Source organism: Ferrimonas sediminum (assembly GCF_900100175.1).
Classification (GTDB): Bacteria; Pseudomonadota; Gammaproteobacteria; order Enterobacterales; family Shewanellaceae; genus Ferrimonas; species Ferrimonas sediminum.
Map to the genome: position 1 here is coordinate 78,390 of NZ_FNEM01000016.1, position 26,052 is coordinate 104,441.

The following is a 26,052-nucleotide window of genomic DNA, read 5'->3' on the forward strand; positions in this document are numbered from 1 at the left end:
TCGGACAGAAGGCGGCTACTATAAAAACCCCGGCGGGCTGTGTAAAGCCTTGGTGGTGGATTTCCCCTCAATTCCCTCTGCCCCGGGCCCGTTTGTTATCGCTGATGGTGCTTCAGTGACTGCGGGAGCCTGGCTTCTTAGTCTTATTGAGAATGGGTTAGTTGAAAACGCTTTTGATGAAAGTGCTTTTTATTCCGATGATTAGCATTCGATCTAAGAGGAAGTGCGATGATGAGGAATGGATTGCTGTTGGCTTTGTTGCCACTGATGGTGCTGGTGGCCCTGACCACCGAAGGCGCCGTCAGAGCCACTCTGGAACTGGCCGCTTTTGTGTTGGCGTTGGGGCTGCTGTTAAGCCGCCCCGCAACGTCAGCGGCTCAACAGGTAGATGAGTGACAGCGAGCTGATGGTCAGCCACAGACCGATTCCCAGCAGCAGGGGCTTGGGCCCGGCTTCTTTCAGACGTTTGGCAGAGATGCCACAGCCGATCAGAAACAGACACAATACCAGCACTCGCTTGCCGGAGTGAAACGTCAACTCATACAGGGGCGCCCCCTGAGGCAGCAGGTAGGCGATGGCGATGGCCACGCAGTACAGCAGGATGAACCCGGGCACGGCAATGCGCCGTTCGCTGCTGCGAAACAGCAGGGCGCTGATAAAGGCCACCGGAATGATCCACAGGGCCCGGGCCAGTTTCAGGGTGGTGGCGGTCATCAAAGCCTGATCGCCGTAGGCCTGGGCGGCACCGACCACCGACGAGGTGTCGTGAATGGCGATGGCGCTCCATATCCCAAACTGTTCCTGGCTCATGTTCAGCAGGTGACCAATGGCGGGGAACAGGAACAGGGCCACCGAGTTCAGTACAAACACCGTGGCCAGGGCGATGGAGGTGTGTTGATCTTTGGCGTTGATGGCCGGGGCGACCGCGGCGATGGCGCTGCCGCCACAGATGGCGGTGCCGGCGGAGATCAGGTAGCCGGTTTTGTGTTCCAGCTTCAGGGCCCGGGTCAGTAGCCACCCCAGAATCAGGGTACCGAAAATCGAGACCACAATGATCCCCAGCCCGGCTTGACTGGCCGCAATGGCCTGCTCCAGGTGGATGCCGAATCCCAGTGCCACAATGGAACCCGCCAGCAGTTTTTTGGCCAGGGGACCGGTTTTCAGGCCGTCCGGAATCCACCCCAGACTGGCCATCACCACGCCGAAAATCAGCGCGACTGGCGAGCTGATGATGGGCAGCAGGCACAGGCCCGCCACCAGCCAGAACAGCCAGTCGGTTGGACGGGAAAACAGCGGAGTAAAGCGGGTTGGCATGGAGCGGCACTCGAGCAATCGTTGAAGGGGGCACAGTATAGAGCCGTTGCCAGCGAGAGATAAGAGCGGGATCACAGTTTTTGCAGTTTATGGGCGCATTTTAACCGATGTCGGTAGCGGCGACCTACCCCGGTCAAGGCAACGATGTCTTTTTGGTCTTTTGGAGAGGGTTTTGAATCCAAGTTGATATTTTTATCACAATTGTCTGGATTCCCGCGGTTGCCTTGGTTACTCTGCATGCTTAGATAAACACGTTGTCCACCCGGACAACACGTAGAGGCGCATCGCCTATCAGTAAACCAGTCGAGGGTGACCCCCGATGACCCTGGTTGAAAGGAGTCGATGCCGAAGTGAAACGGGCGTCATCCCGCTTTGCTGGGGCCGCATTCAACAGGTGCGGCACTGCCATAGTAAATCCCAAAAGGAGTTTGGGGATTAAATTTACTGTGGAGCGCTACTGAAGGAAGACGAGTCATGTCCTGTGGCCCGTCCGCGACCTGTCGTCGCGTCAGCAGCCTCCATCGTACCTATAAGATTAAAAAACGATGGCTTTAGTTAGTTACGCCGAATCGGCATTATCAATTCTACCCCCTGTCGTGGCCATTGGCCTGGCAATCATCAGTCGCCGAGTGTTGTTGTCACTGGGTCTGGGCATTCTCACCGGTATTCTGATGCTGGCGGACTTCTCTGTGACCACCATGGTGTCAGAGGTGGCGCGGCGGACATCGGCCCTGGTATGGGAAGATGGCAGTTTCAGCAGTTGGAACCTGTACACCATCGGGTTCCTGCTGACCATGGGCATACTGATGGCGCTGATCTCGGTCTCCGGCGGTACCCGGGCCTTCGCCAAATGGGCCAGGGGTCGCATCCGCCATGGCCGGGATGCCAAACTGATGACGGTGTTTTTGGGCGCCATCATCTTTATCGATGATTACTTCAACGCTCTGCTGGTGGGCAACGTGGCCCGCCCGGTGACCGATCAATACCGCATCTCCAGAGAAAAGCTGGCTTACTGCATCGACTCCACCTCGGCACCTGTGTGTGTGGTGTCGCCCATCTCCACCTGGGGCGCCTACATCATGTCGCTGCTGGCGGGACTGTTGGTGACCCATGGTATGGGTGACGTCAGTGCCCTGTCGGTGTTTGTGCAGATGATACCGATGAATTTCTACGCCTTGTTTTCACTGGCACTGCTGCTGTGCGTGCTCTGGTTCAATCTGGATCTCGGCGCCATGGCCGTGGCCGAGCAGCGGGCGGCGCAGGGGCAACTGTGGGATCCGGCCAAAGGCACGCCTGCGGGAGAAGATCTCGGGTTGCCGGATGCCCGCCGTGGCCGGGTCATGAACCTGATGGGCCCCTTGGCCCTGCTTATCTCTTTGGTGGTGTGTCTGATGCTGTTGTCCGGCGACATGGCGCTGGCGGCCCAGGGGCAGGGCTTCACCCTGATTGGTGCGCTGGAAAATGCCGCCGGTTCCTGGTCGATGTTCACCGCCGGTATCATCACCGTGGTGATCACCAGCCTGGCGATGATTGCCCAGGGGGTGCCGATGTCGGTGTTGATGCAGGCGATGGCAAAAGGGATTCGCTCAATGCTGCCGGCGGTGTACATCCTGCTGATGGCCTGGACCATCGCCGGAGTGATCTCCGATCTACAGACCGGCCACTACCTGGCCAGCCTGGCGGACGGGGCGCTGCCGGTGGCCATGGTGCCGGCACTGATTTTCATTCTGTCGGCATTGGCGGCGTTTTCCACCGGCACCAGCTATGGCACCTTCGCCATTATGCTGCCGATTGCCGCCAATCTGGCGGCGGTGCTGGAGCCGTCGCTGATGTTGCCGGCGATGGCCTCGGTGCTGGCCGGAGGGGTGTTTGGCGATCACTGTTCACCGATTTCCGATACCACCATCCTGTCCTCCACCGGCTCCGGCTGTCACCACATTGACCACGTGGCCACCCAACTGCCGTACGCGGTGATGGCCGCAGTCATCTCGGTGCTGGGCTATCTGACATTGGGAGTGACCGGTTCAGTCATGGCCGGGTTGCTGGTGTCTGCCAGCTTGCTGGTGGTGACGGTGGCACTGCTGAAGCGGCGGGCTGCCGGTCGAGGTCAAATGGCGCTGGCTTGAGTGAACGCATGGAGAGGGGCCGGGCTGCGCAGCCCGGCCGGATAACGCAGAGAGAGGGTTATGGATTATTTTAACGTCGACAATGGCCTACTGATGGCTGAGCGGGTTGCGGTTGCCGAGGCTGCCGAGGCTTATGGTACGCCGCTGTACCTCTACTCCCGAGCCACCATTGAGCGTCACTGGCAGGCCTTTACCGATGCCATGGCCGGCCGGGACCATCTGATCTGCTATGCGGTCAAAGCCAACAGTAATCTGGCCGTTTTGAACCTGATGGCACGCCTGGGCAGCGGCTTTGATATTGTCTCCGGCGGAGAACTGGCGCGGGTCATCGCCGCCGGTGGCGATCCTGCCAAGGTGGTGTTCTCCGGCGTTGGCAAGACCGAGGCGGAGATGGAGCAAGCCCTCAAGGCCGGCATTCACTGCTTTAACCTGGAATCAGAGCCCGAACTGGATCGGCTGCAGCAGGTGGCGGCGCGGTTGGGGATGGTGGCCCCGGTGTCGCTGCGCATCAATCCGGACATCGACGCCAACAGCCACCCCTATATCTCCACCGGCCTGAAGCAGAATAAGTTTGGCATTCCCACCAGCCAGGCGTTGCCGGTGTATCGGCGGGCGGCCGCCATGACGCACATTCAGGTGCTTGGCATGGATTGCCACATCGGTTCGCAGCTGACTGAGTCGCGGCCGTTTGTGGAGGCGTTGGAACGGTTGCTGGTGCTAATGGATACCCTGGCCGATGAGGGGATCGAGCTGGAGCACCTGGATCTTGGTGGTGGCCTAGGGGTCAGCTATGGCCAGGAGACACCACCGCTGCCGACCGAATACGTTCAGGCGCTGTTGCCGACACTGGGGCTGCGAAAGCTCAAGCTGATCCTGGAGCCGGGACGGGCCATCATGGCCAACGCCGGCATTCTGGTGACTAAGGTGGAGTACCTGAAGCAGGGGGAAGATCGGGATTTTGCCATTGTCGATGCCGCCATGAACGATCTGCTGCGGCCGAGTCTGTATAACGCCTGGCAGGAGATTGTGCCGGTGAAAGCAAGCTCGGCGGTGGCGCGCCCCTATGACGTGGTTGGTCCGGTGTGTGAAACCGGCGACTTTTTGGGTAAGAACCGGGAGTTGGCGATCGCCGCCGGAGACTATCTGGCGGTGCGTGGCGCCGGGGCCTACGGCTTTACCATGTCCTCCAACTACAACAGCCGTCCCAGGGCGGCCGAGGTGATGGTGGATGGCGACCGAATGCATCTGATTCGGGAGCGGGAGCAGCCGCAGCAGCTATGGCGGGGAGAGCATTGCCTGCCTTGAGGTCGACTCTGTATTGAATTACAGTCAGACGAGAGAGGTTGAGCCTCATCACTATTAAGTGATGAGGCTTTTAATTATTTATTTAATGTCATTCTGGGCTTTTTTGTATAAACAAAACTCTTTTTTCTAATGTGGAGGGAATTATTCTATTTTCTTCATTTTTTCCTGGGTAATCTCTCTATCCAGAGAGAATGTGATTTGTCAGGTGGATTTGCTGGTTCTTTTTTTGATTGTTTGTCATTTTGTTCTTGTCTCTATGTGAACCACTTCAGAGTATTCGTGTAATTTTTGATTGCATATATTGTAATTCTTTGTGTGGAAATGTGATTCGCGCTTCAAAGCTTTTAAAGCTTAATTTGTTAGTTAATAAAAGATTTCTTATAAAGCTTCTGCGCAGATAATGACGCAAGGAGAAATGATGAAAGCCTTTAAATTACAAAAGTTGGTTTTGTGCACCATGCTAGCTTTGGGTGTTACAGCCTGTGGAAGCGATGGAAGTGATGGAAGTGATGGAAGTGATGGAGCTCCTGGGCTGCCCGGACAACCGGGGCAGCCAGGCCAGCCAGGTGGGACCTATGTCACCACTGTGAAAACAGCAGCAGAACTCAACTTTGATATTGCTCCCACCGATATAAAAGCCACTGCCGATGCCCCCTTTAGCATCACCTTCAAAGCGATAGATTCAAATGGTGTGCCATTTACGGGACTGAAGAAAGTCGCAATCTATGCGGCGTCTCAGCATGAGAATACTGAGGCTAATGGTCCAGATACTCTATGGGTAAACCATGCGGTAGAAGTTGATGCTGGATACTATATGTATTGCACCTCCGATGGCACCGCGACGGCGCGCAATGGCGATCTGGTTGATGCCTGTACTCTAACCGAATCGGCCACAGAGTTGGGTACTTACACAGGCACTTGGGTTCACGATGGAGCTGCGCCCATTATCAATGCTGATGCTAAGGCTACCGACCTGTTCCGCGTGGCTTTGCGTGCCTTCGATATCAAAGATGCGGATGGCCATAATATTGGCGATAAGATTCTGAGTGACATCGTAACCTTTATCCCTGCCACAGGTGAGCTGGCGGCTGCAGAAGGCCCATCGGTGCCCACCGCTTCCTGCGTGAAGTGTCATGGTCAGTTGGAGGGCTTCGAAGCGCCAACCCTGGCAAAAATCGAGGCGCATCATAACTATCAAACCGTGGAACAGTGCGCGCTGTGCCACAACAGCTCTCTGGCCTTCAACGATGAGGAGAAAGGCTGGAATCCAGATTTCGGACCGATGATTCACCGCCTGCACACCGGTCACCAGGCAGAGAAGTTCTTTGGTACTCATCTAAAAGGTGAAGCGGAAGAGATGTTTGGTGATATCGGCTTCCCTGATGAGCTGAGTGACTGCGCCGCCTGCCATACCGACGATAAGTGGAAAGACAATATCTATGCGGAAGCCTGCACCAGCTGTCATATTGACGTAAATCTGACTACAGGCGAAAACCACGACGGCATCATTCCTCAAAGTGATCAGAGCTGCGCTGGCTGTCACGGCCAAGGCGCACTAAGCCCAGAGGGGGCTCACACCGCAGGTCTGCGTGAAGAGGGGACCGCAGCTCTGGCGCTCAAGGTAAATAATGTTAGCTTTGATGGCACCACGCTCATGGTGAAAATTGGTGCCACCAGTTTTGGAGAATCTCTGACTCAAGAAATGTTAACCGAGCTGAAGGAAGTGGTTCCAGAAGAGCACCATATGCCTATCGGTGTGGTCTCCGCTACGGGCTCCGTTGAGCGTATTGTCCCTGAGTTCGATAATGCGGTACGCCTGTTGGAGCAACCTTTCAGCAATGGTGAGTTCACTCTCTCAATTACTGAAGCCGAAGCCCTGCCAAACTTCAAACCACGCTTTGCGGATCTGGCGACTCAAACTGTACTGATCAACTCCGATATTGCAGTTTGTGTCGGTCGTAACAACATCGGTGAAGTAGAAGCTGTAGCTTGTACCGATCATGGCCATGGTACACACGACTACGCGGTTGCCGCAGACTTTGACCCCGTATACTGGAACTTGGCGGCTGTCGATGGTGCCAACGCCAACAAACCTCGCTTTGTAGACAGTGCCGAGGATATGAACGTGACTGAAGAGAAGTGTAACGCTTGTCACGGTGACCTTAATATTCCTAAGCTGGCACACGTTCACGGTGTTGACCGCTTTGGACACTGTGCGTCTTGCCACAACGAGAACAACACAGGCACTTACCATGCTGAGGTGAACAAATACGAAGTGAACAAAGATGGGGTTGCCATCGGTGATACTCCTGAAGTAACCAAGTTCATGTACCATACCCGTGATTTGGCCACTGTAACTCACCGTTTCCACAGCGGCTCTTGGGATACTCCATCTCCGGCCGGGGTGTTCCTCGATACCGAAGGAGAACTGCATGGTTACCCAACGGACAAAGCGGATTGTTCCGCGTGTCACAAAGAGGATGCCAGCTTCTTCGGTGTTAATGGTGGCCTGGCTTCTGGCAAGCGCTACATTCAGGTGGCCGACGACAATGCTCATGCACCGGGTTTGAAGATCATGGATGACTCAGCCATCGTTGGTTATGTGTCACCCGTTGCTGAAGCCTGTCGCAGCTGTCACGCTCACTCCGATGCCGCCGCTGTAGCCCACTTTAAGCAAAACGGCTCCTTCGTTGCCGAATGGAATGACGATGGCACGCTGAAAGCGGATTCCGTCAGTGCCACCCCTGATGTCTCCGTTGAGAGCTGCGGCGTTTGTCATGCCAAGGGGCGCTCCGTGGGACTGGATAAGGTTCACTTATAAGCCATTACTTCCCTGCAATGGCAAAGCCCCCGAAAGGGGGCTTTTTTGTATTAACCCTATGCTCAATCAGCCAGACTAAGAGCGTATGATTGCAGTAAGGGGAAGCGTAAGCCTAAAGGTTGGCAACGGGTAATCCACTGTTTTGATGTTATGAGGAATCATCGCCCTTGTTTACCTTAGGTCTTCACAGAAACAGTGAGAGACGCTTGGCTGTTAGGCTGATACCAGCCTGGTACAGAGCTGCCGCAACGTATCGAGAAGGCGACCTCTCTCTCCTTCTGCCATGGAGTCGACATAACTGAGATAAAATTTGGGGAGCATAAGAGATTGGTGAAGAATATTTATGCTATCGTCGGACATCGCTATTGCCTTAAAATCTCCTTGTTGAAGAGTGTAATCTTTTACCTCTTTTGTGCCGACAAAACTGATGTAGCGCCCAGTTGAGAGGTTGGCCAGCCACTCGCAGAAAGAACTTACTTTGTATATCTCTTGGGGGAGGATATTGTTATCTCGGCAGTATGACTCAAAAGGGTCAATTCTGTCATTAAACCCTTCTCTGGATTGGTATAGAAACCGGTGCTTAGCCAAATCTCTTAGGCTATCGATATCGGTGTTACTCCAAACTTCATGATGCTTGGAGGCGATAATAAACAAAGACTCTTGTTGACCAATCCTTTCATGTTGCACACCTCTTCCATAGATTGGCCTCTCGGAGACGACAATATCGGCTTCGCCACTGAGAAGGTTGGGGGATGTATTCTCATCCCCTTCCAATAAGACGATATCTGATGCATCTTGCTTTCTTTGTTGGCACTCCTCTTTCAACCTTCTTGAAAGGGCAGAGAGTAGAAATGGGGTGATATGAACAATGATTTTTTTGGATCTACTGCTTTCAGAGTCAATTCTATCGAATGCGGAAGTAAATAAACTCAGTGCTGGAGATAAGTTATCATACAGTTTGGAGGCTGTGGCAGTTGGAACAAGTCCGCTTTTTCGGCGATAAAATAATTCATCATCGAGGGCATTTCTCAGGGAGGTCAGTGAACGACTTACTTTTGATGATTGGAAGCCTAACTCTTTTGCTGCTATACCAACATTATTTGTTTCATATACTTTTTTGAAAATGAAAAAAACGGAGACGTCCAACGTTGATAACTCTGGGTACCTTAGCATACTAGATTCTCTAGCTGAGTTTTCTGTATATTGTACAGCATAAACAAACGCCGGATAAAAATAATCTTCGGCATGTGTGATGAATGTTAGGGTATGAAGTCATCGCTGTAATGAGAACAGTTCCGATTTTTATGCTATTTCTCTATCGCACAGTTAATGCGATACAAATATGAATTTGAAGAACTTGGGCATCCTAATTGGTTGCAGCCAAGTTCAAGGCATTGCTGTTAGCCATTTCCTTACCTATGGGGCACTCTTTTTCATAATTGACAAAGGTGTTTTGTTACTTCTCCTCTATTTGCAAAAAATCAGCCGGTGTTAGTGTTATCGCTATCGACATGAGGAGAGCTCCATGAACAGTGTTTTAATCACCGGGGCCAACCGTGGTCTGGAGGTGGAGTATGCCCGCAAGGGTTGGCATGTACAGCTACCGCACCTCAAAGGCAGCCCTGAATCGGATTTTTTCCTCGGCGGCCGAGGTGATGGTGGATGGCGACCGAATGCATCTGATTCGGGAGCGGGAGCAGCCGGAGCAGCTATGGCGGGGAGAGCATTGCCTGCCAGAGGCCTGAGTCAATGAACAACGCCCGCATCAGCGGGCGTTTTCAGTCTGACGGGGCAGGGATCAGTCGTAGATGGTAGGGATCGGCTGGCGCTTGTGCTGGGTGGCGACGTAGATGTCGATGATTCGGGCTTCCACCTCGGGAGTCACTTCGCGTCCTTCCAGAAAATCATCGATCTGGTCGTAGCTCAGGCCCAGGGCAACCTCGTCCTCAAGGCCGGGGCGATCGCACTCCAGATCCGCGGTGGGGGCTTTGACGACCAGTGGCTCCGGGGCGCCCAGGTAGCCAGCCAGTTGGCGTACCTGGCGCTTGTTCAAGCCAAACAGCGGTGCCAGATCGCAGGCGCCATCACCGTGTTTGGTGTAAAAGCCGGTCACATTTTCGGCGCTGTGGTCTGTGCCAATGACCAGGCCATTGGTCAGCCCGGCCACTTTGTATTGGGCGACCATTCGCAGCCGTGCTTTGACGTTGCCTTTGGCAAAATCCAGTTTGTAGGTATCCACCACTTGAATGCCTGCGTCATTCAGGCCATCCAGGGCGGCATCGTTGATGCAATCCACACCGGCCTTGATGTTGATGGTGATCTGTTTTGAAGGCTGGATAAAGCGGCAGGCCATCTGCGCCTCATCCTCATCCTGTTGCACGCCGTAGGGCAGACGGACGGCGATAAACTGGTATTCGGGAAGCGGTAGCTCGGCATTGAGGCCGTTGACGGCCAATTGGCACAGTCGACCGGCGACGCTGGAGTCGACGCCGCCGCTGATCCCCAGAACCAGCGTCTTGCACCCGGCTTCACGAAGTTTGGATTGAATGAAGGCGACCCGGCGCTGAACCTCGAATTCAGGTTCAATGGCGGTCAGTACTTTCATCTCTCTGAGGATCTTTCCTTTCACTGTGTCACTCCCGTCGGACGCTTCCGGTGTCAAAGACGTTAATCTATCACCGGACGTGGTGAGGGAAAAGCGCAGTGGTGGCGGGTGGCGGTGAAGCGACCATGGTCACCGAGGTGATCAGGGTCTGAAATGTCGCTCACCTGTTGTCGCTATCGAATGCAACCGCTTTCGGGAGGGTGGGCCTGGCTCAAGGGTTTTGCTTGGGGTGTGATCTGGACCGGTTGGGGCGGATTGGTCGGTGTGAGCTGGATCGCGTTTCGCCGGGCTGGTGCATCAGGGTTGCTGATGGCGATCATCAACAACCCTGATGTTTCAGCGAGTTACTGGTTTCTTGGCGATCAACTGCCGGGCCTCATGGCGAATGCACTCGCGCACCGGATTGTCGGAGGAGTCGGCGCGCCAGATAAAGGACAGGGTACGGGCCATATTCAGGCCGGGAACTTCCAGTGCCACCAGCTCCCCGCTCTTAATCTGGGCTGCCACATCCAGGTAGGGCAGGCAACTCAGGTAGTAGCCTTTGGTGACCATGGTTCTCAGTACCGCCACGTGCTCGTATTCACGCCACACATCCAGATCCGACACCAGCCCATGAATGGCGCCGTCGAAAATACGGCGGGTGCCGGCACCCGGTTCGCGCAGAATCCACTTGGCCTGCTCCAGCTGAGCCGCACTGATCTGTTTCTGGCGGGCAAAGGGGTGGTGCTTGGCGGCGATGATCACCAGGTGATCGTCGCACCAGACTTCATGGCAGATACGGCTGTCGTCGCAACGCCCTTCGATGATCCCCAGATCAAATTGGTAATCCAAGACCCCGTTAATTACCTTTTCGGTGTTTTTAACCGCAAGATCGATGCGAATTTCCGGGAAATCATTGTCAATCTTGCTGATCAGTTCCGGTACCAGGTGCTCGGCGGCGGTTTGGCTGGCGGCGAGTTGAATCTCACCGCTGATCAGGTGCTGATCGTACAGCCCCAGCTCAATCTGGCGGGCATCGTGCAGCAGCTGCTTCGCTTTAGGGCGCAGCCAGCAGCCCCAATGAGACAGTACCATGCGCTTTCCCTGGCGCTCAAACAGTGGTCTGCCTAAAGATTTTTCTAATTGAGACAGAGACATACTGGTCGCTGACTGCGTCAGTGACAGGGTGTTGGCGGCTTTGCTGACGCTGCCATGATCGGCGACGGCGTTAAAAACGGCCAGTTGCTTAAGGGAAAAGCGCAACGTTGTTGCTCCAAATTTGAGAGTTAATGAGGTTCATTCTGCATTGAAGCACAGCTGAGTCGAGTTATAAATTTTTCTGAACAAAACTGGAAGTAATATCAATTATCTCGCCAGGGTGAGACTTAATAAACTGTAACAGTAGAAAAAGTAAAAAACGTTTTCCATGTACCCACAGAGATGACCTTGCCAGTGGACACAGATCCATTGTCATCCCAGCCTTGATGAGGTGGCCTATGCACACACAGATGACCGTATCCCAGGTAATGCACACTCCCAGCCTGGTGTTGTCCCCCCGGCAATCGGTAACCGAGGCACTGGATGCCTTGCTGGCGGCAGGCGCCTCGGCGGCGCCTGTGGTGGGTAACGATGGCCGCCTGCTGGGCTTTTTGTCCGAGCACGATCTGCTGATTGACCTCTGGTGTTGCGACTATCAGCCGGATAAACCGCTAACGGTAGCCGAACTGATGCAGGACGAGGTGGATGCCCTGGCACCCGGGGATAACCTGATGCAGCTGGCCGAAACCATCTGCGTGGACGTGGGTTCGGTGTTTCCCACCTCCGACAGCGGCAGTGCCACCTCGCTGTGTGCGTTGCCTTTGCGCGAACGGGCCCGGCGCAGCCGCCAGTGGCGCCCGCATCACTATCCGGTGGTGGACGACGGCCAGTTGGTGGGGATGGTCAGCCGTCGCGATCTGATGCAGGCTCTGCGGCCGCTCTACGCCAGCCTGGCCTGAGCGTGATGGCTCTCAGCCCGGGTGGATATTCTGGTTGACCCGGAAAACGTTGTCCGGATCGTACTGGCGCTTAATCTGCCTCAGGCGCGGGTGGTTGTCGCCATAGGTCGCTTCGATGCGCTCCTGGCCCTCCTCCATCATAAAGTTGATGTAGGCGCCGCCACTGGAGTGGGGGTGCAGTGCCTGCCAGTAGGCCCGTGCCCACTTTTTAAGGGCATCGGCTTTGGCCGGATCGGCGTCGATACCGGCAATCACCATCGACCAGGTGGCACTGCGGTTGGCCCAGGCGGTGTCCTCGGGTTTGATGTCATGTACGGCGCCGTCGATGGGATACAGGTGCATCAAAGAGAGGGCGGACGGGGCGTTGGCGGCGTGATGCAGGTGGATATCGATGGCCTCATCGCTTAGAGCGTTGAAAAAGTCCCCTTTCCAATACCACTGCAATCCCGGCGGCAGCAGGGGGTCAAACAGTGACTGGATCGCCGGAAACGGCATGGCGCCCATGTGCTGGAACAGCGGCTCGGGCAGATCCTTGAGCATGGGGGCCAGGGCCGCTTGGGCCTCGGCTTCCGATCCATTGAAACAGGATATCAGGGCGCAGATTTTTCGGTTCCAGATCGATTGCGGGAACGGCGCCGATGGCGGCACGGTTTTCAGTCCCAGAAAGGTGCACAGCCTCGTCGGCGCCGACGGCAGGAAATCGCGATACCATTGCATGATGGTTTTAGCGTGTTCGACCTCCCAGAAGACGGGCCCGCCGTAGATTATCCGCACCGGCCTGGCCTGGAACTTGAAACGAACCACCACACCGAAATTGCCCCCACCGCCACGCAGGGCCCAGAACAGATCCGGGTGCTGGTCGGCGCTGGCGGTAACCATGCTGCCATCGGCCAGCACCACATCGGCTTCCAGCAGGTGATCCACGGTGAGGCCGTACTGACGGCTCAGGTAGCCGTGACCGCCCCCCAGGGTCAGGCCAGCGACCCCGGTGGTGGAGACAATACCGGCAGGCACCGCCAGGCCAAAGGCGTGGGTAGCGTGGTCCATGTCCCCCTGGCTGCAGCCGGGTTCCACGGTGACGGTGGCGTCATCGGGGTGCACCTGTACCGAACGCATCAGCCTGAGGTCGATCACCAGCCCACCGTCGCAACTGCCCAGCCCGGGACCATTGTGTCCGCCACCACGAATGGCGATCAGCAGATCGTGATTGTGGGCAAATTGGACCGAGGCGATGACGTCGGCGGCGTTGCGGCATTGAACGATGACCGCAGGGTGTTTGTCGACCATGGCGTTATACAAGGCTCTGGCCTCGTCATAATCGGGGTGACCCGGATGGAGCAGCCGGCCTCGTAAACTGGCTTCGAAGGCGGTGATGTCGCTGTCGGTGGGCATAGGGTGTTCCTCGGGAAGCGAGCCTTTCCCAAGTCTAGGTGTCGAGTGCTTTGCCCTTAGGTTAGTTCGATATATCGATTGAGCCGTGAGCTATGAAGGCTCAGAGTTCTATGCTGAGCACCTGGTAGGCCGGGGTCTCATAGGGGTGGGCCTGCTTCAGTGCGGCGATGATGTCCGGCTGCAGGGCGGCCTGAAACACCAGCTCCACTTTGTACTCCGGCTCCCGGTGCACGGCGTCCTGCTGGCCGAGGAACGGCTGGCTGCCGGCGAGGGGCCGGAATTGCCCCTGGCCTTCGGTATACCAGCAGCAGCAGTCGTAGTCGCCAATGCGGCCGGCGCCGGCATGAAACAGCGCCTCCAGTACCTGCTCCAGTTGTGGTTTGGGTACGTAAAACTCCAGCTTTTTCATTGGTTATCTCTTTTAGATCGCTCTGTGTCTACTGTAGCTTACTTCCGCTGTGGCAGCGATGCTGATGGCGTCTCGACGGGCTGGTCTGGTGAACTGCAGGCCGTCGATAGCCACTGGCCACCAAAAAAGGGAGGCCAATGCCTCCCTTTGGTTCTGCAGGGATTATCGGGTTAGCTGATGTAGGTCTGGCCGGCGTACACCACGAAGTGGCGCAGTGCCAGCACGCCCATGATGGTGCAGCAGGAGACGGTAATCAGAAACGGCTTGGTGTGTTTCCAGGATTTGGGCGCAAAGGTGTTGGCCACGACCGGCACCGCCAGGCCCAGGCCTACCACGCCAATCCAGAACACCTGAGCCCAGACACCATGACTGATGGCGGCGGTGGCCGCCTGCGCTGCCGGACCGGAGAAGTTCAGGCCCACAAACAGCAGCACCAGGCACAGAGCTTCGTTGAACGCCACCGGATACTCGATGCGGTGCACTTGCTCGATGCAGTCTGACGGCTTCTTGCTGAAGAACAGCGTGGCTACCAGGATGTTGCCCGCCGAGCCCACCGACAGTGCCGAGGCCAGGAACAGTGCCGGCAATACCGCAGTATTGAGGATCGGGTAGCTGATCATCGCCGACAGCAGGAAGCCGGTGTAGACACCGACGCCGATGGCCAGGGCGAAAATCAGTTTGTTAAGCCCATTCTCCATGGAGCGGCAGAAGCCCAGCAGCCCTTTCAGGGAGGGCATTACCGACAGCAGCGGTTTTTCAAACACCAGCGCGGCGTAGATGAACACCAGCGGGATGTACACCAGCAGCACCAATACCCCCCAGGCCATCACCGAGGTGAGGTTGTAGTTGAGCAAAATCAGGTAGAACTCAAACGGCTTGGTCAGGTCCAGCACCAGCAGCGCCATGCCGGCGCAGATGGCGGCCGGACCGATGATGGCCGACGCCTTGATTACCGGCAGGCCATCGACCGGCAGACCGCGGCTTTGTTTGTACCAGCGCAGACCGATGGCGACCAGCATGGAACCGGCGGACAGACCGGCCATAAACAGGTAGACGGCGATGATCCAGTTCCAGACGACCGGATCGTATTGCTCCATAGAGCCCCAGACGTTGTTCATGCTTTGATTCCTCCCTTAGTGCCGGGAATGCGGTAGACCCGGGGCTTGGTGCCCAGGTGAGCCTTCTCTTGGTAGTTCGGACGGGTATCCAGTAACTGACTGACTTCGCTGTTGGCATCGGCAGCGTCGCCGAACACCAGTGCCTGGGTGGGACAGACGCTGACACAGGCGGGTTGTTCGCCCCGGGCCAGGCGGGTGTCCTTACAGAAGTTGCACTTGTCCGGCACCCGGGTGTCGGGATTGATGAAGCGCACCTTGTAGGGGCAGGCGGCGATGCAGTACTGGCAGCCGACGCACTTGTCTTTGTTGATGGTGATGATGCCATCGTCGCCGACGTAGGCGGCGCCGGTGGGGCACACCTTGACGCAGGGGGCGTCTTCGCACTGCTGACAAGAGACGCGGCTGTAGTTGTAATGCAGGTTCGGGAAGTTGCCCACGGGCCCCTCAATGCGTACCTGCAGCCGGGTGACTGAATCCGGAATGCTGTTTTCGCTGCGGCAGGCTACGTTGCAAGCCTGGCAACCGATGCACTTGTTTTCATCGTGCACCATTACGTAACGTTTTTTCATGACCAACTCCGATTAGATCTTTTCCACTTTCACGCCGGTGGTGTGCAGGTTCATTCCCACAACCGGAGCGGTTACGTGTGGCAACAGGTTGCCGCAATGCACCCCTTTGCCATAGGCACGGGCCAGCTCTTTGTTTTTAGAGCCAAAGCCCATGTAGGCAAACACGGTGTCCGGACGGATGCCCGGGGTCACCAATGCGGTGCCCTCTTCGCTGCCGACATCGTTGTGCAGACGAATGGCATCGCCACTCTGAATCCCCAACAGGCCGGCGGTCAGCGGATGCAGCCACACGGCGTTATCGGACATCAGGTTGGCCAGGAAAGGCACGTTATGGGTGGCGCCGTTGGTGTGAATGGCGGTTTTTCCCTGAATGAAGAACAGCTCGTCGGCCTTCTTCAGGGTGACTTCGCGATACTTGATCACGCCTCGGCCCGGGGCCATCGCTTCCACCTTGTCGGAGGAGAGCTCAATCTTGCCGCTGGGGGTCTTGAACTTCATGGCGCTGGCGTAGGTGCCGTCGGCATCCACGGCGTGGGCATTGGGATAGGTGGCGGCAAATTTGGCCACCATCGCCGGCTCTCGCAGCATCAGCGGGGTGCCGAAGCTGACGTAGCCTTCCTGCTTAATCCGCTGCAGCAGTGGTACGTCCTTTTTCACCTGCAGCAACTGCAGGGTGTCCATGTTCTCCCAGGGGAAGAACTGTCCCAGGCCCAGCGCATCGGCGGTCTGTTTCCAGATCTGCCAGGATGGACGGGTATCGCCGATGGTCTCAACCACGGGCTGGCGTACGTAATAGGCCGGGTTCTTACCGGATTTGTCGAAGATCTCTTCGTCCCGCTCCAGGTAGGTGGACTCGGGCAGCACCAGGTCGGCGTAGGCGGCAGTTTCGCTGACGTAGACGTCACAACTGACCACAAACTCCATCGCTTCGATGGCTTTGACCACCCGGGCTCGGTCGGTCATGGTTTGCATCGGGTTGGTGCGGCTCATGACCCAACCGCGAATCTTGTAGGGTTTATTTTCCAGAGTGGCGTCGAGAATACTCTGGTAGATGCCGCCGTTGGACCACAGCATGGCAAACTGCTTGTCCACCGAGTCGATACGGGCTGCCGTGGGTTTGGGCATGCCGTTGACCTTGGGCTTGGACAGACCCGGGGTGACGTCGCCCCCTGCGAATTTGTTGTAGGTCTTGGCTTTCTTGCCAGCGTACAGGCCGCCTTTGCGCTCAATGTTGCCGATCAGTACGTTGGCGGCGAACAGCGCCCGGCGCAGTTCAAACTCTTCGGTGGTGAAGCTGGCCCGGTGACCGAAATCGACCACGGCATGGGGGGCCGCCGCGGCGAGTTCATGGGCGATGCGGCGAATGTCTTCTGCCGGCACGTCGCTGATGGACTCGGCCCATTCAGGCGTGTAGGCCTTCATCTCTTTGGCGAACGCGTCGAAGCCGTTGACGTGACGCTGGATGAAGGCTTTGTCGTAAAGGTCGTCGTAGATCAGTACATGACACAGGGCCATGGCCACGGTGACATCGGTGCCCGGCTTAATGGCATGCCACTCGCTGGCCTTGTCGGCAACGATGGAGAAGCGCGGTTCGAACACCACCAGTTTGGCGCCGCGATCGGCCTGGGCCTTCATCAGTCCGCGGGTCTCGGACATGTTGATGCCTTCGTACAGGTTATGGCCGAAGTTGATGATGTACTTGGAGTTGCCCAGATCCCGCTTCATCTTGGTACCGAACATCGCCAGGGCGGCGATCTTGTAGCCGGATGGACAGGTGGAACCATGGGTGAAGGTGTTGGGGCTGCCAAAGGCTTTGGCCAGATGGAATAGGTGCTTATGGTTGGAGCCGGACTTTGAGGAGAAGGCTACGGCCTCAGGGCCGAACTGCTGTTTGATTCGACCCAGCTTGTCGGCGATCATGGCGTAGGCTTCGTCCCATTCAATCTCCTGCCACTTGCCTTCGCCACGGGCGCCAACCCGCTTAATGGGTTTCACCAGACGCTGCTTATCGTACAGCATGCTGTGTCCGGCGCCGCCGCGGGCACAGACGGCTCCGCCGAACGACTTGGCATTTTGGTTCCCCAGGATCGACACGTTCTTGCCGTTGACGATGCGGGCGGAAATCGGGCAGCGGGTGGAGCACATCTCACAGATGCTGTGGATGGCCTTGTCGGAGCCTTTGAGCATGGGCTGTTCAAAGGCGCCCAGAGTGCCTGGCAGCATGCTGGCCAGGGCGCAGCCTGCGGTGCTGGCACCGGCACCTTTGATAAAGGTTCGCCGATCGAGTTTCATCTTCATTCCCCTTTTCGATGCTGAGCCTTAACGGGCGTCAGCCGTGTCCGGCCAGGCCGGATGGATAGGTCATTGTGCTGTGGCTACTGTGTGTCTCAGGTTGGCGCCACAATTCGTTGTCAGCATCAGTTTTAAGCCGGGAGGGGCTGAGGGGGTATTGTGGTAAACCACATATCGCAGCCGTTGGTAACGGGAGTGTGAGCTTGGACACAGCGGTCTGAACTGCCTAATTAATCGCCACCGCCGGGTCTATTGTGGTAAACCACATTGTGAGTCAATAGTGGCGCCAGGCGTGGTTTTGGGCGAAATTGCGGCTTGAGTCACTGGTGGATGGGAGTTGTCGGACACAAAAAAGGGCCGACATGTCGGCCCCGGTGTTGGAGTTGTGTGACTCAGTTCTGTGGCTTCATGTAGCGGTCGAAGTTTTCGATGTAGTCATCCATATTGGCTTCCAGCATCTTACGATACTCTTCGATGTAGTACTCCATCATCTCGACCTTGCGGACCGCCATCTCCTCTTTGGTCTTGAAACCCGCAGCGCCAAACCAGGCATTGTAACGGGCCACGCCCCACATAAAGGAGGCGCTGACCTCACCGGCTTCCACCTTGGGATCTTTGTTGTGGTCGTTGGCCAGGTGAATATGGGCGTTGGCGCGGTCGTAGAAGCTGTTATTGGAATCGGACATTCGTAGTTCTCGCTGTTGTTGTGCGGGTCGGGTATCGCAATCAGGTTTCTAACACTAGGACGTTTGCCCGCTGGAAACCGTAATGACGTTCACAATAATGGACGCGGTGGCGTTCGTCTATTCCTGCTTAAGCCGGTGGTTTTTCCGTGCCGGGGGGCGGGGCGTCCTCCAGGCAACCGGGGCAGAGGCAGCGCTCCGGTGAAGCCAGGAGAAGCGACCATGGAATGGGCTGTTCGCATTTGAAGCACAGGCCAAAGTGTTGGCAGGGCAACCGCTTCAGGGCGGTAGCCAGTCGTTCGATGCGCAGGCGGCAGCCACTCGCTTCGGCTGAGTCGCACCGGGGGAGCTGCTGTTGCAGAGTGGTGATCTGCTCCTGAATCCGTTGTGCCAGCTGTGCTTTGAGGTGCTTATTAATGATGAGTCCCTCCTTAAGGTCGCAGTTCCGGCGGGCGCCGGGGCAGGATGATCTCGGCGCTGCAGCCTCCCTGGACCGGATCGTTGTTGCGAATCTGGAACTGGCCGTTCTGCTCCTTAACCAGATCCGAACAGATGGCCAGCCCCAGCCCCAGCCCGTCGGACTTGGTGGTACTGAACGAGGCGATCATCGAGTCGGGATCCTGGTCGAACCCCGGGCCGTTATCGATCACCTGCAGCCTGGCCTCATCGTCGCTGAACTGTAGCCTGACCTCAATCTGGCCGTGATGACCGGCCTCCATCTCAGACAGGGCATCGACGCTGTTCTTGATCAGGTTGATCAGCACCTGCTGCATGCCGACCTTGTCGGCGAGGACGAAGTAGGGTTCGCCTTTGACCTGGGTGCGAACGTCGATGTGGTGGCGGTCCAGCTCCAGCTTCAGCAGCGACAGACTTTCGTCCACCAGGCTCAGCAGGTTGACGTTCATCAGCACGGTTTCCCGCCGTTTCAGCAGGCCGCGAATGCGGTGCACCACCGCCCCGGCCCGTTCGGATTGCTGGTTGATTTTGTCCAGCAGCGCCAGCATCTCGGTGTCTGGCTGAGTTTGTCGCTTCAGCCGCACGATGCCGCCTTCGCTGTAGTTGGTGATGGCGGCAATGGGCTGGTTGATTTCATGGGCCAGCCCGGCGCCAATCTCGCCCACCACTGCGGCGCTGTGCAGCCGCTCCAGCTGTACCGCTTTGCGTTTCAGCTGGCGCTCGGTTTCTACCAGGGTGTCGCTCTTCTGGCGGAACTTGTACTCGACCCACAGGTGGTAGAAGGTGGCGATCAGGAACAGCAATCCTGCCAGTATGCCCCACTTTCGGTTGGCTTCCAGCCAGGAGAGAAACTGACCCCATTTGCTGGTTTCCTGCTCCTGATAGTGCAGGTCGGAGAACAGCTGAATCACTTTGAGTTGGCTGATGGGAGCGGTCCAGCCCAGAGTGCCGGCCTGAATGGCGGCCGGATCGTCCGGCGTCAACGCGTACAAGGCGCCGGTAATCTGCTTGGTAACCGAACTGCTGACCTCTTCACTGGCGGCAAACGACCAGTTTGGGTACAGCTGGGTGCTGACCTGGCAATCGTAGCCCGGTGGCCGGCTGGGGTTGATGACGCGAAAGTCCTCCATGCGGATGACGCCTTTTTGCACCATCTCCTCCAGGGTGCAGAACGGGGTGATGGCGGCATCGATGTTTTTATCGCGAACCTGGAAGATCAGCGGCCCCAGTGGAAAGCCGAGAAATTTCACCTCATCGAAGAAGTCGTCCGGGTTCATGCCCAGTTTGTGCATCAGGCCGACGGTGGCCTGATAGCCACCCAGAGCGTGGCGACCGCTGGCGGCAATCACCTTACCCTTGAGATCGTACAGGGTGCGGTAGTCGCTGTCGGCGCGAACAATGATGGTGGAGCCGATGGCGTACGTGGTGCCGTTGTGTTTGCGCGAACGCATGGTCGCCAGCCACGACAGCGGAAATTGATTGGACAGAAACAGGTACTGGCCCGGATTGGTGACAATGAACTGAATCTCGCCGGCGCCAAGGGCGGTGTTGAGCTCTTCGAATGAGCCGGGGCGGACGGTGAAGTGGGCGCCATCGACCCGGGCCGACAGGTAGTCCATCATCGGTTTCCAGCGCTCTTCGGCCTGGCGATAGCCCCAGTTGGCCAATACCCCGACCTGCAGGTGTTGCTCCTCAGCATCGCCGCTCTGGCGGGCGAACGCACACTCTATGCGACACAGGCTGATGAGGGTAAGGGCAAACAACAGGGGGAGCAGCGGTTTCACGGAGGGACCTTGTAATGGTTCGACAATGGCTTAACCATAAGGCAGGTCGAGGTTAAATCAATGTGAACCGATTCAAAGTTACTGCTTTTTATCTCGCTTATTGAATGGAACTGAGATATCACTCTATAAGAGACAACTGTATTAGGAATTTCTATGACCCTGAGTGCCGATACGCCGGTGTACCTGGTGGATGACGATGCCGCCATTCTCGATTCCCTGAGCTTCCTGATGGAGGGCTACGGGGTAACCCTCACCGGATTTCAGCGCGGCGCCGAGTTTCTGCGGCAGGTGGACTTGTCTCAGCCCGGCTGCGTCATTCTCGACAGCCGCATGCCCCAGTTGACGGGGCAGCAGTTGCACCAGAAGTTGAACGACGCCCACAGCCCGCTGGCGGTGATTTTTCTGACCGGGCATGGCGACGTACCGATGGCGGTGGAGGCGTTCAAAAACGGGGCTTTCGATTTCTTTCAGAAGCCGGTGCAGGGCAAGGCGCTGTATGAAGCCATCGAACGGGGTGTGAGCCACAGCCTGAAGTTGCACCACGACCTGCAGCAACTGGCGCTGCTCAATGAACTGACCGAGCGCGAGCAACAGGTGTTCCGATTGGTGATTAATGGCCATACCAACAAACAGATGGCCGATACCCTGTTTGTGTCGGTGCGCACCATCGAGGTGCACCGCTCTAATGTGATGAAGAAGCTCAACGCCAGCAACATGGCGGGTCTGCTGAAGTTTTCCTCTCTGCTGGCGGGGCAGGAGCAGTAAGGTCACTCCTACCAAAGATTCCGGAGCACGGCTTATTGGCTTAAGCGATCGAAGCGGTAACCCCCTTGACTGCCGCCCCAGATAAAGTTGTGGTCGGCATCGTAGCCCCGGGCCCATTTGACGATTCTATCCTGGTAGACACTGATCTCTATGGTGGTGTAACTGGCGCCGTACATTTTACTGGCGCAGGTGCCGACCCGGGTCTGGCCATGGTATCGCTGTTGTTCGGCCTGCCAGTGCAGATAGACTTCACAGCCGTTTCGCACGGTGATCTGATCCGGGGTCAGCGGTGCCAGCCGGGCTGGGTAGCGCCACGCCTGCATGTACTGTTGTGGCTGGTTCAGGGTATAGGGAGTGTAGGTGAACTGGCCTGGTGCGGTTTGCTGCAGGTGCAGCAGTCGCTGGCGGTAGGGGCGCTCCGGCCGTTTGAATGAGGCTTGTTCCATATACAGCCAGGGGCCACTGCTGCTTGCCGTCCAGACGGGCACCGTATGCAGTTGCAGGTGAAAGTAATTTTCCAGTTGCTGCGATTGTTGCTCGCTGCTGAAGTTTCCCTGCAGCCACAGGCTCAGGGTCGGCAGATCGCCCGGTGACTGAGCGGTCGCCGTCAGTGGTAGCATCAACAGTAAGCTGACCAGGGGCTTCATCAAGGTCAATTCCATGCATCAAAGTTGAGATGGGATTGTTACACATTGTGACAACTTTGCGGGCTCGGAGTGGTCAGAAAATCTGAGTTATGCGGCAAAGCGCACATGGGGAAAGGTATCGGTATCAGAAAGAAAAACCCCCCGCACAACCGGGTTGTGCGGGGGGGCGCCTGGATAATTTGAGCTGGCCAATTGGATGATAAGTTGGCGAGCAGTAATTCGGTATAACGGCGGCTTACGAATCGGAGTCCGGCTCACTGACTGCTGGATTCCGTTGACTGGTACCCTCGAGTCAGTATCGGGCCTTTGGATCGGCTCTGAGACGGACACGATTGCTCCTTTTCGCCTAAACAGGGAAGGCGAGGGAGAGATAGTAGCAAATCAAAAGTCTGAAAAGTGGCCAGCTTGCGGCTCTGTGAACTTTGTTGTTGCGGTGTCAATGCCGGGTTGATAATGATCACGTGTTGGTGTGTAAGTGGGATCTTAAAAGGGGTGGTTTCGGTGGAAATCTAAGCTGAAATGGATAAACCCTACTGTGAAACCGGCTTCGATGCTGGGTTCAGGCCCCTCCCTGGGCGTGAATGGTGAGCCGTACTGAGTGACAAGCTATGCGGCTTCAACCTGAGTGGGACCGAACAACTTCAGCCGCAGCATATCGTAGGCCCAGTTGAAAGCGATGGCATACACCAGGAAGAACAGCACAAAACCGATATCCAGCATCAGTACCTGCCAGAATCCCATCTGCAGAATCCACATCAGCATCGGCAGGGACACCGCCATGAAGCCCACTTCAAACCCCAGGCCGTGGCCCAGGCGAATCATTGGTGTGCGGGCTTCACGGTTGCTGCCGAACCAGCGGTCGAACATCAGGTTGTAGACGTAGTTCCAGGCCATGGCCAACAGCGACATGGCGATGGCAGCCCAGGTCATGCTATGGCCGGCCCCGGCGATCAGGCTGCCCAGGTTAATCACGATAACCAGAGCAATCAGCTCAAACATCAGCGAATGAAAAATACGTTCTTTGGTAGACATAATGGGCTCCTGAAAATCTCTATGCGGCTATTTTATTTTCATTTAGGATAGGTGAAAGTTAGAAACTATCGGTTTTGTAGATATGTATACCTTGGAACAACTGCGAATGTTTGTGGCGGCGGCGGAGCAGGGCTCGTTTTCAGCGGCGGCCCGCAAGCTTGGAAAAGCGCAGTCGGTGGTCAGCCAGGGCATTGCCAACCTGGAGATTGACCTGAACCTGAGCCTGTTCGATCGCAGCGGGCGATCACCGGTGCTGACGGCCGAGGGGCGGGTGCTGTTTGAGCAAACCCAAATGCTGATGCTGCACCATCAGCGGTTGCAAAGCAGTGCATCAAGCCTGGGTGCCGGTGAAGAGAGTCAGTTGGTACTGGCTCTGGATGAGGTGTTGATGATGCCAGGGCTGGAAACCATTCTGGCGGATTTTGCCCAGAGGTTCAGTTCGACCTCGCTGGAGTTTCTGACGGTGGCCAGCCCGGATGTGGTGTCCTTGGTGGATCAGGGGCGGGCTCATCTGGGGCTGATGTTTTCGCAGATCCCCTATCCGGTAGAGCTGGATGCCAGCTACATCGGCAGCCTGCCGTTTCAGGCGGTGGTGTCACCGAACCACCCCTTGGTGGGCGAACCGAACCTGACCCTGAGTCGTCTGAGTGGCCACCGGCAGTTGCAGGTTCGCGGCACCCAGGGTAAACCGCTGGTGGACTTCCCGGTGGTGAGCCAGGATTGCTGGGGATCCAACAACTTCTATATGACTGCCGAGTTGGCCTGTCGCGGCTTTGGTTGGGGTTATGTGCCCAGCCATCTGGTTCGGGATCCGGCGTTTTCGCAGCGGTTGGTGCCACTGGATATGCAGTCCGATACTCTGGAGTGGCAGGTGCCGGTGGATCTGGTGACCCGCCCGGGGGCGGGAAATGGACCGGCGTTGAGCTGGTTTCGCGACAAACTAAAAGGGCTGTTGGTTGGTGGCGGATCCACAGAACGCAGACCATAAAAAAAGCCTGCATCGGCAGGCTTTTTGGTGGCTTGGCGGTTGGGATTACCCTTCCAGGCCCTGGCTGCGCAGGTACTCATCGTAGGTGCCGTGGAAGTCGGTGATGCCGTCTGCCTTCAGCTCGATAATGCGGGTGGCGACCGAGGACACAAACTGACGGTCGTGGGACACGAACAGCAGGGTGCCCGGGTAGTTCTCCAGTGACAGGTTCAGCGCCTCGATGGACTCCATGTCCATGTGGTTGGTGGGCTCGTCCATCACCAGAATGTTCGGCTTTTGCATCATCAGCTTGCCAAACAGCATCCGTCCCTGCTCGCCGCCGGAGATCACCTTGGTGGATTTTTTGATCTCGTTCTGGGAGAACAGCATCCGGCCCAGGAAGGAGCGGATGGTCTGCTCGTCGGCGCCCTCGGTGGACCACTGCGCCATCCAGTCGAACAGGTTCATCTCCTGCTCGAAGTCGGCGGCGTGATCCTGGGCGTAGTAACCGATGTTGTGGTTTTCAGACCACTTGATGGTACCGGCTTTCGGCGCCATCTGGCCCACCAGGGTGTTGAGGAGGGTGGACTTACCGACACCGTTCTGGCCGATGATGGCGATGCGCTCACCCACTTCCACCCGCAAATCCAGACCGCTGAACAACAGTTCGTCGTAGCCCTGAGACAGGCCTTCCACCTCCAGGGCGGTGCGGAACAGCTTCTTCTCTTGCTCGAAGCGGATAAACGGCGACTGGCGGCTGGAGGCCTTCACTTCGTCCAGCTGAATCTTATCGATCTGCTTGGCCCGTGAGGTGGCCTGACGCGCCTTAGAAGCGTTGGCGGAAAAGCGGCTGACAAAGTTTTGCAGTTCGGCGATTTGGGCTTTCTTCTTGGCGTTGTCTGCCAGCAGACGCTCACGGGCCTGTTCGGCGGCGGTCATGTACTCGTCGTAGTTGCCGTGATACAGGCGCAGCTCACCGTAGTCGATGTCGGCCATGTGGGTGCAGACACCGTTGAGGAAGTGACGGTCGTGAGAGATGATGATCATGGTGCAGTTACGCTCGTTCAGCACCTCTTCCAGCCAGTGAATGGTGTGGATGTCCAGGTTGTTGGTGGGTTCGTCCAGCAGCATGATGTCCGGATCCGCAAACAGCACCTGCGCCAGCAGTACCCGTACCTTCAGGCCCGGAGCAACGGCACTCATCAGACCAAAATGCTGCGCCTCGGGAATGCCCAGACCCATCAGTAGCTCTCCGGCGCGGGCTTCGGCGGAGTAGCCGTCCATCTCGGCAAACTGCACCTCCAGATCGGCCACCTTCATGCCTTCCTCTTCCGACATCTCCGGCAGGCTGTAGATGCGATCCCGCTCTGCCTTCACTTCCCACATCTCTTTGTGGCCCATGATCACGGTGTCGATGACGCTGTATTCCTCGAACGCCCACTGATCCTGACCCAGCTTGGCCATGCGGGTGTTGGCTTCCAGACTTACATTACCGGCAGAAGGCTCCAGCTCACCGGAGAGGATCTTCATAAAGGTCGACTTACCGCAGCCGTTGGCACCGATCAGGCCGTAGCGGTTGCCGCCGCCAAACTTGGCATTGATGTTTTCGAACAACGGCTTGGCGCCGAACTGCATGGTAATGTTTGAGCTGATGATCAAGGTGGTGGTCCCGGACTAGAAAATGGAAAAAACGCCGCAGAGTACCTGTCCGACAGGGTTTGTGCAAGTTTTGGGCGTCATCAGGCCGTGAGGGCGGGAAAAAACGCTTTTGGCTGACAGAGCTCCTGTCCG

General features: G+C 56.8%; 22 protein-coding genes and 1 riboswitch. Of the genes, 8 read left to right on the plus strand and 14 right to left on the minus strand.

Going from position 1 to position 26,052, the window contains the following annotated elements; translation table 11 throughout:
• The first annotated feature begins 228 nt into the window (after positions 1-228).
• On the plus strand, positions 229-396 hold the full coding sequence (locus BLT77_RS20340; RefSeq protein WP_176819343.1) for a hypothetical protein: 168 nt from the start codon (positions 229-231) through the stop codon (positions 394-396).
• Here BLT77_RS20340 and BLT77_RS15840 read toward each other — a convergent pair.
• Positions 370-1,314, minus strand: coding sequence for a YeiH family protein (locus BLT77_RS15840; RefSeq protein ID WP_090367199.1), 945 nt, complete (start codon positions 1,312-1,314; stop codon positions 370-372). The genes BLT77_RS20340 and BLT77_RS15840 overlap by 27 nt on opposite strands.
• A 266-nt stretch (positions 1,315-1,580) precedes the next feature.
• Positions 1,581-1,779, plus strand: a riboswitch (Lysine riboswitch).
• Between the two features lie 80 nt (positions 1,780-1,859).
• Here BLT77_RS15840 and BLT77_RS15845 point away from each other — a divergent pair.
• The 3 genes from BLT77_RS15845 (at position 1,860) to BLT77_RS15855 (ending at position 7,566) form a co-directional block, all read left to right on the plus strand.
• Positions 1,860-3,440: a Na+/H+ antiporter NhaC family protein gene (locus BLT77_RS15845; RefSeq protein ID WP_090367201.1), complete on the plus strand. Its 1,581-nt coding sequence runs from the start codon at positions 1,860-1,862 to the stop codon at positions 3,438-3,440.
• Positions 3,441-3,500: 60 nt separating this feature from the next.
• Positions 3,501-4,745: a diaminopimelate decarboxylase gene (lysA, locus tag BLT77_RS15850; RefSeq protein ID WP_090367203.1), complete on the plus strand. Its 1,245-nt coding sequence runs from the start codon at positions 3,501-3,503 to the stop codon at positions 4,743-4,745.
• Between the two features lie 415 nt (positions 4,746-5,160).
• A complete protein-coding gene (locus BLT77_RS15855) occupies positions 5,161-7,566 on the plus strand; it encodes an OmcA/MtrC family decaheme c-type cytochrome (protein WP_176819344.1) in 2,406 nt (801 codons plus the stop codon).
• A gap of 213 nt (positions 7,567-7,779) precedes the next feature.
• Here the strand turns inward: BLT77_RS15855 and BLT77_RS15860 are convergent, their stop codons facing one another.
• Positions 7,780-8,712, minus strand: a complete 933-nt coding sequence (locus tag BLT77_RS15860) for a LysR family transcriptional regulator (protein ID WP_176819345.1) — start codon at positions 8,710-8,712, stop codon at positions 7,780-7,782.
• A gap of 428 nt (positions 8,713-9,140) precedes the next feature.
• On the opposite strand from BLT77_RS15860, the gene BLT77_RS20345 reads away from it, so the two are divergent.
• Positions 9,141-9,311 (plus strand): hypothetical protein, encoded by a 171-nt coding sequence (locus BLT77_RS20345; protein ID WP_176819337.1) that lies wholly within the window; start codon positions 9,141-9,143, stop codon positions 9,309-9,311.
• Between the two features lie 53 nt (positions 9,312-9,364).
• Here BLT77_RS20345 and nadE read toward each other — a convergent pair whose 3' ends face one another.
• Both nadE and BLT77_RS15870 read right to left on the minus strand, forming a co-directional pair.
• Positions 9,365-10,195: an ammonia-dependent NAD(+) synthetase gene (gene nadE / locus BLT77_RS15865; protein WP_090367209.1), complete on the minus strand. Its 831-nt coding sequence runs from the start codon at positions 10,193-10,195 to the stop codon at positions 9,365-9,367.
• A 312-nt stretch (positions 10,196-10,507) separates the two neighbouring features.
• On the minus strand, positions 10,508-11,413 hold the full coding sequence (locus BLT77_RS15870) for a LysR substrate-binding domain-containing protein (RefSeq protein ID WP_090367211.1): 906 nt from the start codon (positions 11,411-11,413) through the stop codon (positions 10,508-10,510).
• A gap of 233 nt (positions 11,414-11,646) precedes the next feature.
• Here BLT77_RS15870 and BLT77_RS15875 point away from each other — a divergent pair, with 233 nt between their 5' ends.
• A complete protein-coding gene (locus tag BLT77_RS15875; RefSeq protein WP_176819346.1) occupies positions 11,647-12,147 on the plus strand; it encodes a CBS domain-containing protein in 501 nt (166 codons plus the stop codon).
• Positions 12,148-12,159: 12 nt separating this feature from the next.
• Here BLT77_RS15875 and BLT77_RS15880 read toward each other — a convergent pair whose 3' ends face one another.
• The 7 genes from BLT77_RS15880 to BLT77_RS15910 form a co-directional block, all read right to left on the minus strand.
• Positions 12,160-13,539, minus strand: a complete 1,380-nt coding sequence (locus BLT77_RS15880) for an FAD-binding oxidoreductase (protein WP_090367215.1) — start codon at positions 13,537-13,539, stop codon at positions 12,160-12,162.
• A 100-nt stretch (positions 13,540-13,639) separates the two neighbouring features.
• On the minus strand, positions 13,640-13,948 hold the full coding sequence (locus BLT77_RS15885; RefSeq protein WP_090367217.1) for a YqfO family protein: 309 nt from the start codon (positions 13,946-13,948) through the stop codon (positions 13,640-13,642).
• 170 nt (positions 13,949-14,118) lie between these two features.
• The gene (nrfD, locus tag BLT77_RS15890) at positions 14,119-15,066 is read right to left on the minus strand and encodes an NrfD/PsrC family molybdoenzyme membrane anchor subunit (RefSeq protein ID WP_028114606.1); all 948 of its coding nucleotides are present in this window, start codon (positions 15,064-15,066) and stop codon (positions 14,119-14,121) included.
• Complete coding sequence (locus tag BLT77_RS15895) at positions 15,063-15,635, minus strand: 4Fe-4S dicluster domain-containing protein (protein WP_090367219.1); 573 nt, start codon at positions 15,633-15,635, stop codon at positions 15,063-15,065. The genes nrfD and BLT77_RS15895 overlap by 4 nt, the downstream gene beginning before the upstream one ends.
• 12 nt (positions 15,636-15,647) lie before the next feature.
• Positions 15,648-17,927 (minus strand): thiosulfate reductase PhsA, encoded by a 2,280-nt coding sequence (phsA, locus tag BLT77_RS15900; protein WP_090367221.1) that lies wholly within the window; start codon positions 17,925-17,927, stop codon positions 15,648-15,650.
• 392 nt (positions 17,928-18,319) lie between these two features.
• On the minus strand, positions 18,320-18,613 hold the full coding sequence (locus BLT77_RS15905) for a DUF3144 domain-containing protein (RefSeq protein WP_028114602.1): 294 nt from the start codon (positions 18,611-18,613) through the stop codon (positions 18,320-18,322).
• Between the two features lie 428 nt (positions 18,614-19,041).
• Positions 19,042-20,850, minus strand: a complete 1,809-nt coding sequence (locus BLT77_RS15910; RefSeq protein WP_245709974.1) for a sensor histidine kinase — start codon at positions 20,848-20,850, stop codon at positions 19,042-19,044.
• Between the two features lie 159 nt (positions 20,851-21,009).
• On the opposite strand from BLT77_RS15910, the gene BLT77_RS15915 reads away from it, so the two are divergent.
• On the plus strand, positions 21,010-21,615 hold the full coding sequence (locus tag BLT77_RS15915; protein WP_425431740.1) for a response regulator transcription factor: 606 nt from the start codon (positions 21,010-21,012) through the stop codon (positions 21,613-21,615).
• Between the two features lie 32 nt (positions 21,616-21,647).
• Here the strand turns inward: BLT77_RS15915 and BLT77_RS15920 are convergent, their stop codons facing one another.
• Positions 21,648-22,262: a chromophore lyase CpcT/CpeT gene (locus BLT77_RS15920; protein WP_176819347.1), complete on the minus strand. Its 615-nt coding sequence runs from the start codon at positions 22,260-22,262 to the stop codon at positions 21,648-21,650.
• Between the two features lie 606 nt (positions 22,263-22,868).
• Positions 22,869-23,294, minus strand: a complete 426-nt coding sequence (locus tag BLT77_RS15925; RefSeq protein WP_090367227.1) for a PACE efflux transporter — start codon at positions 23,292-23,294, stop codon at positions 22,869-22,871.
• Between the two features lie 82 nt (positions 23,295-23,376).
• On the opposite strand from BLT77_RS15925, the gene BLT77_RS15930 reads away from it, so the two are divergent.
• On the plus strand, positions 23,377-24,282 hold the full coding sequence (locus BLT77_RS15930; protein ID WP_090367229.1) for a LysR family transcriptional regulator: 906 nt from the start codon (positions 23,377-23,379) through the stop codon (positions 24,280-24,282).
• A gap of 45 nt (positions 24,283-24,327) precedes the next feature.
• Here the strand turns inward: BLT77_RS15930 and BLT77_RS15935 are convergent, their stop codons facing one another.
• Positions 24,328-25,920, minus strand: coding sequence for an ABC-F family ATPase (locus tag BLT77_RS15935; protein ID WP_090367231.1), 1,593 nt, complete (start codon positions 25,918-25,920; stop codon positions 24,328-24,330).
• Positions 25,921-26,052 lie beyond the last annotated feature (132 nt).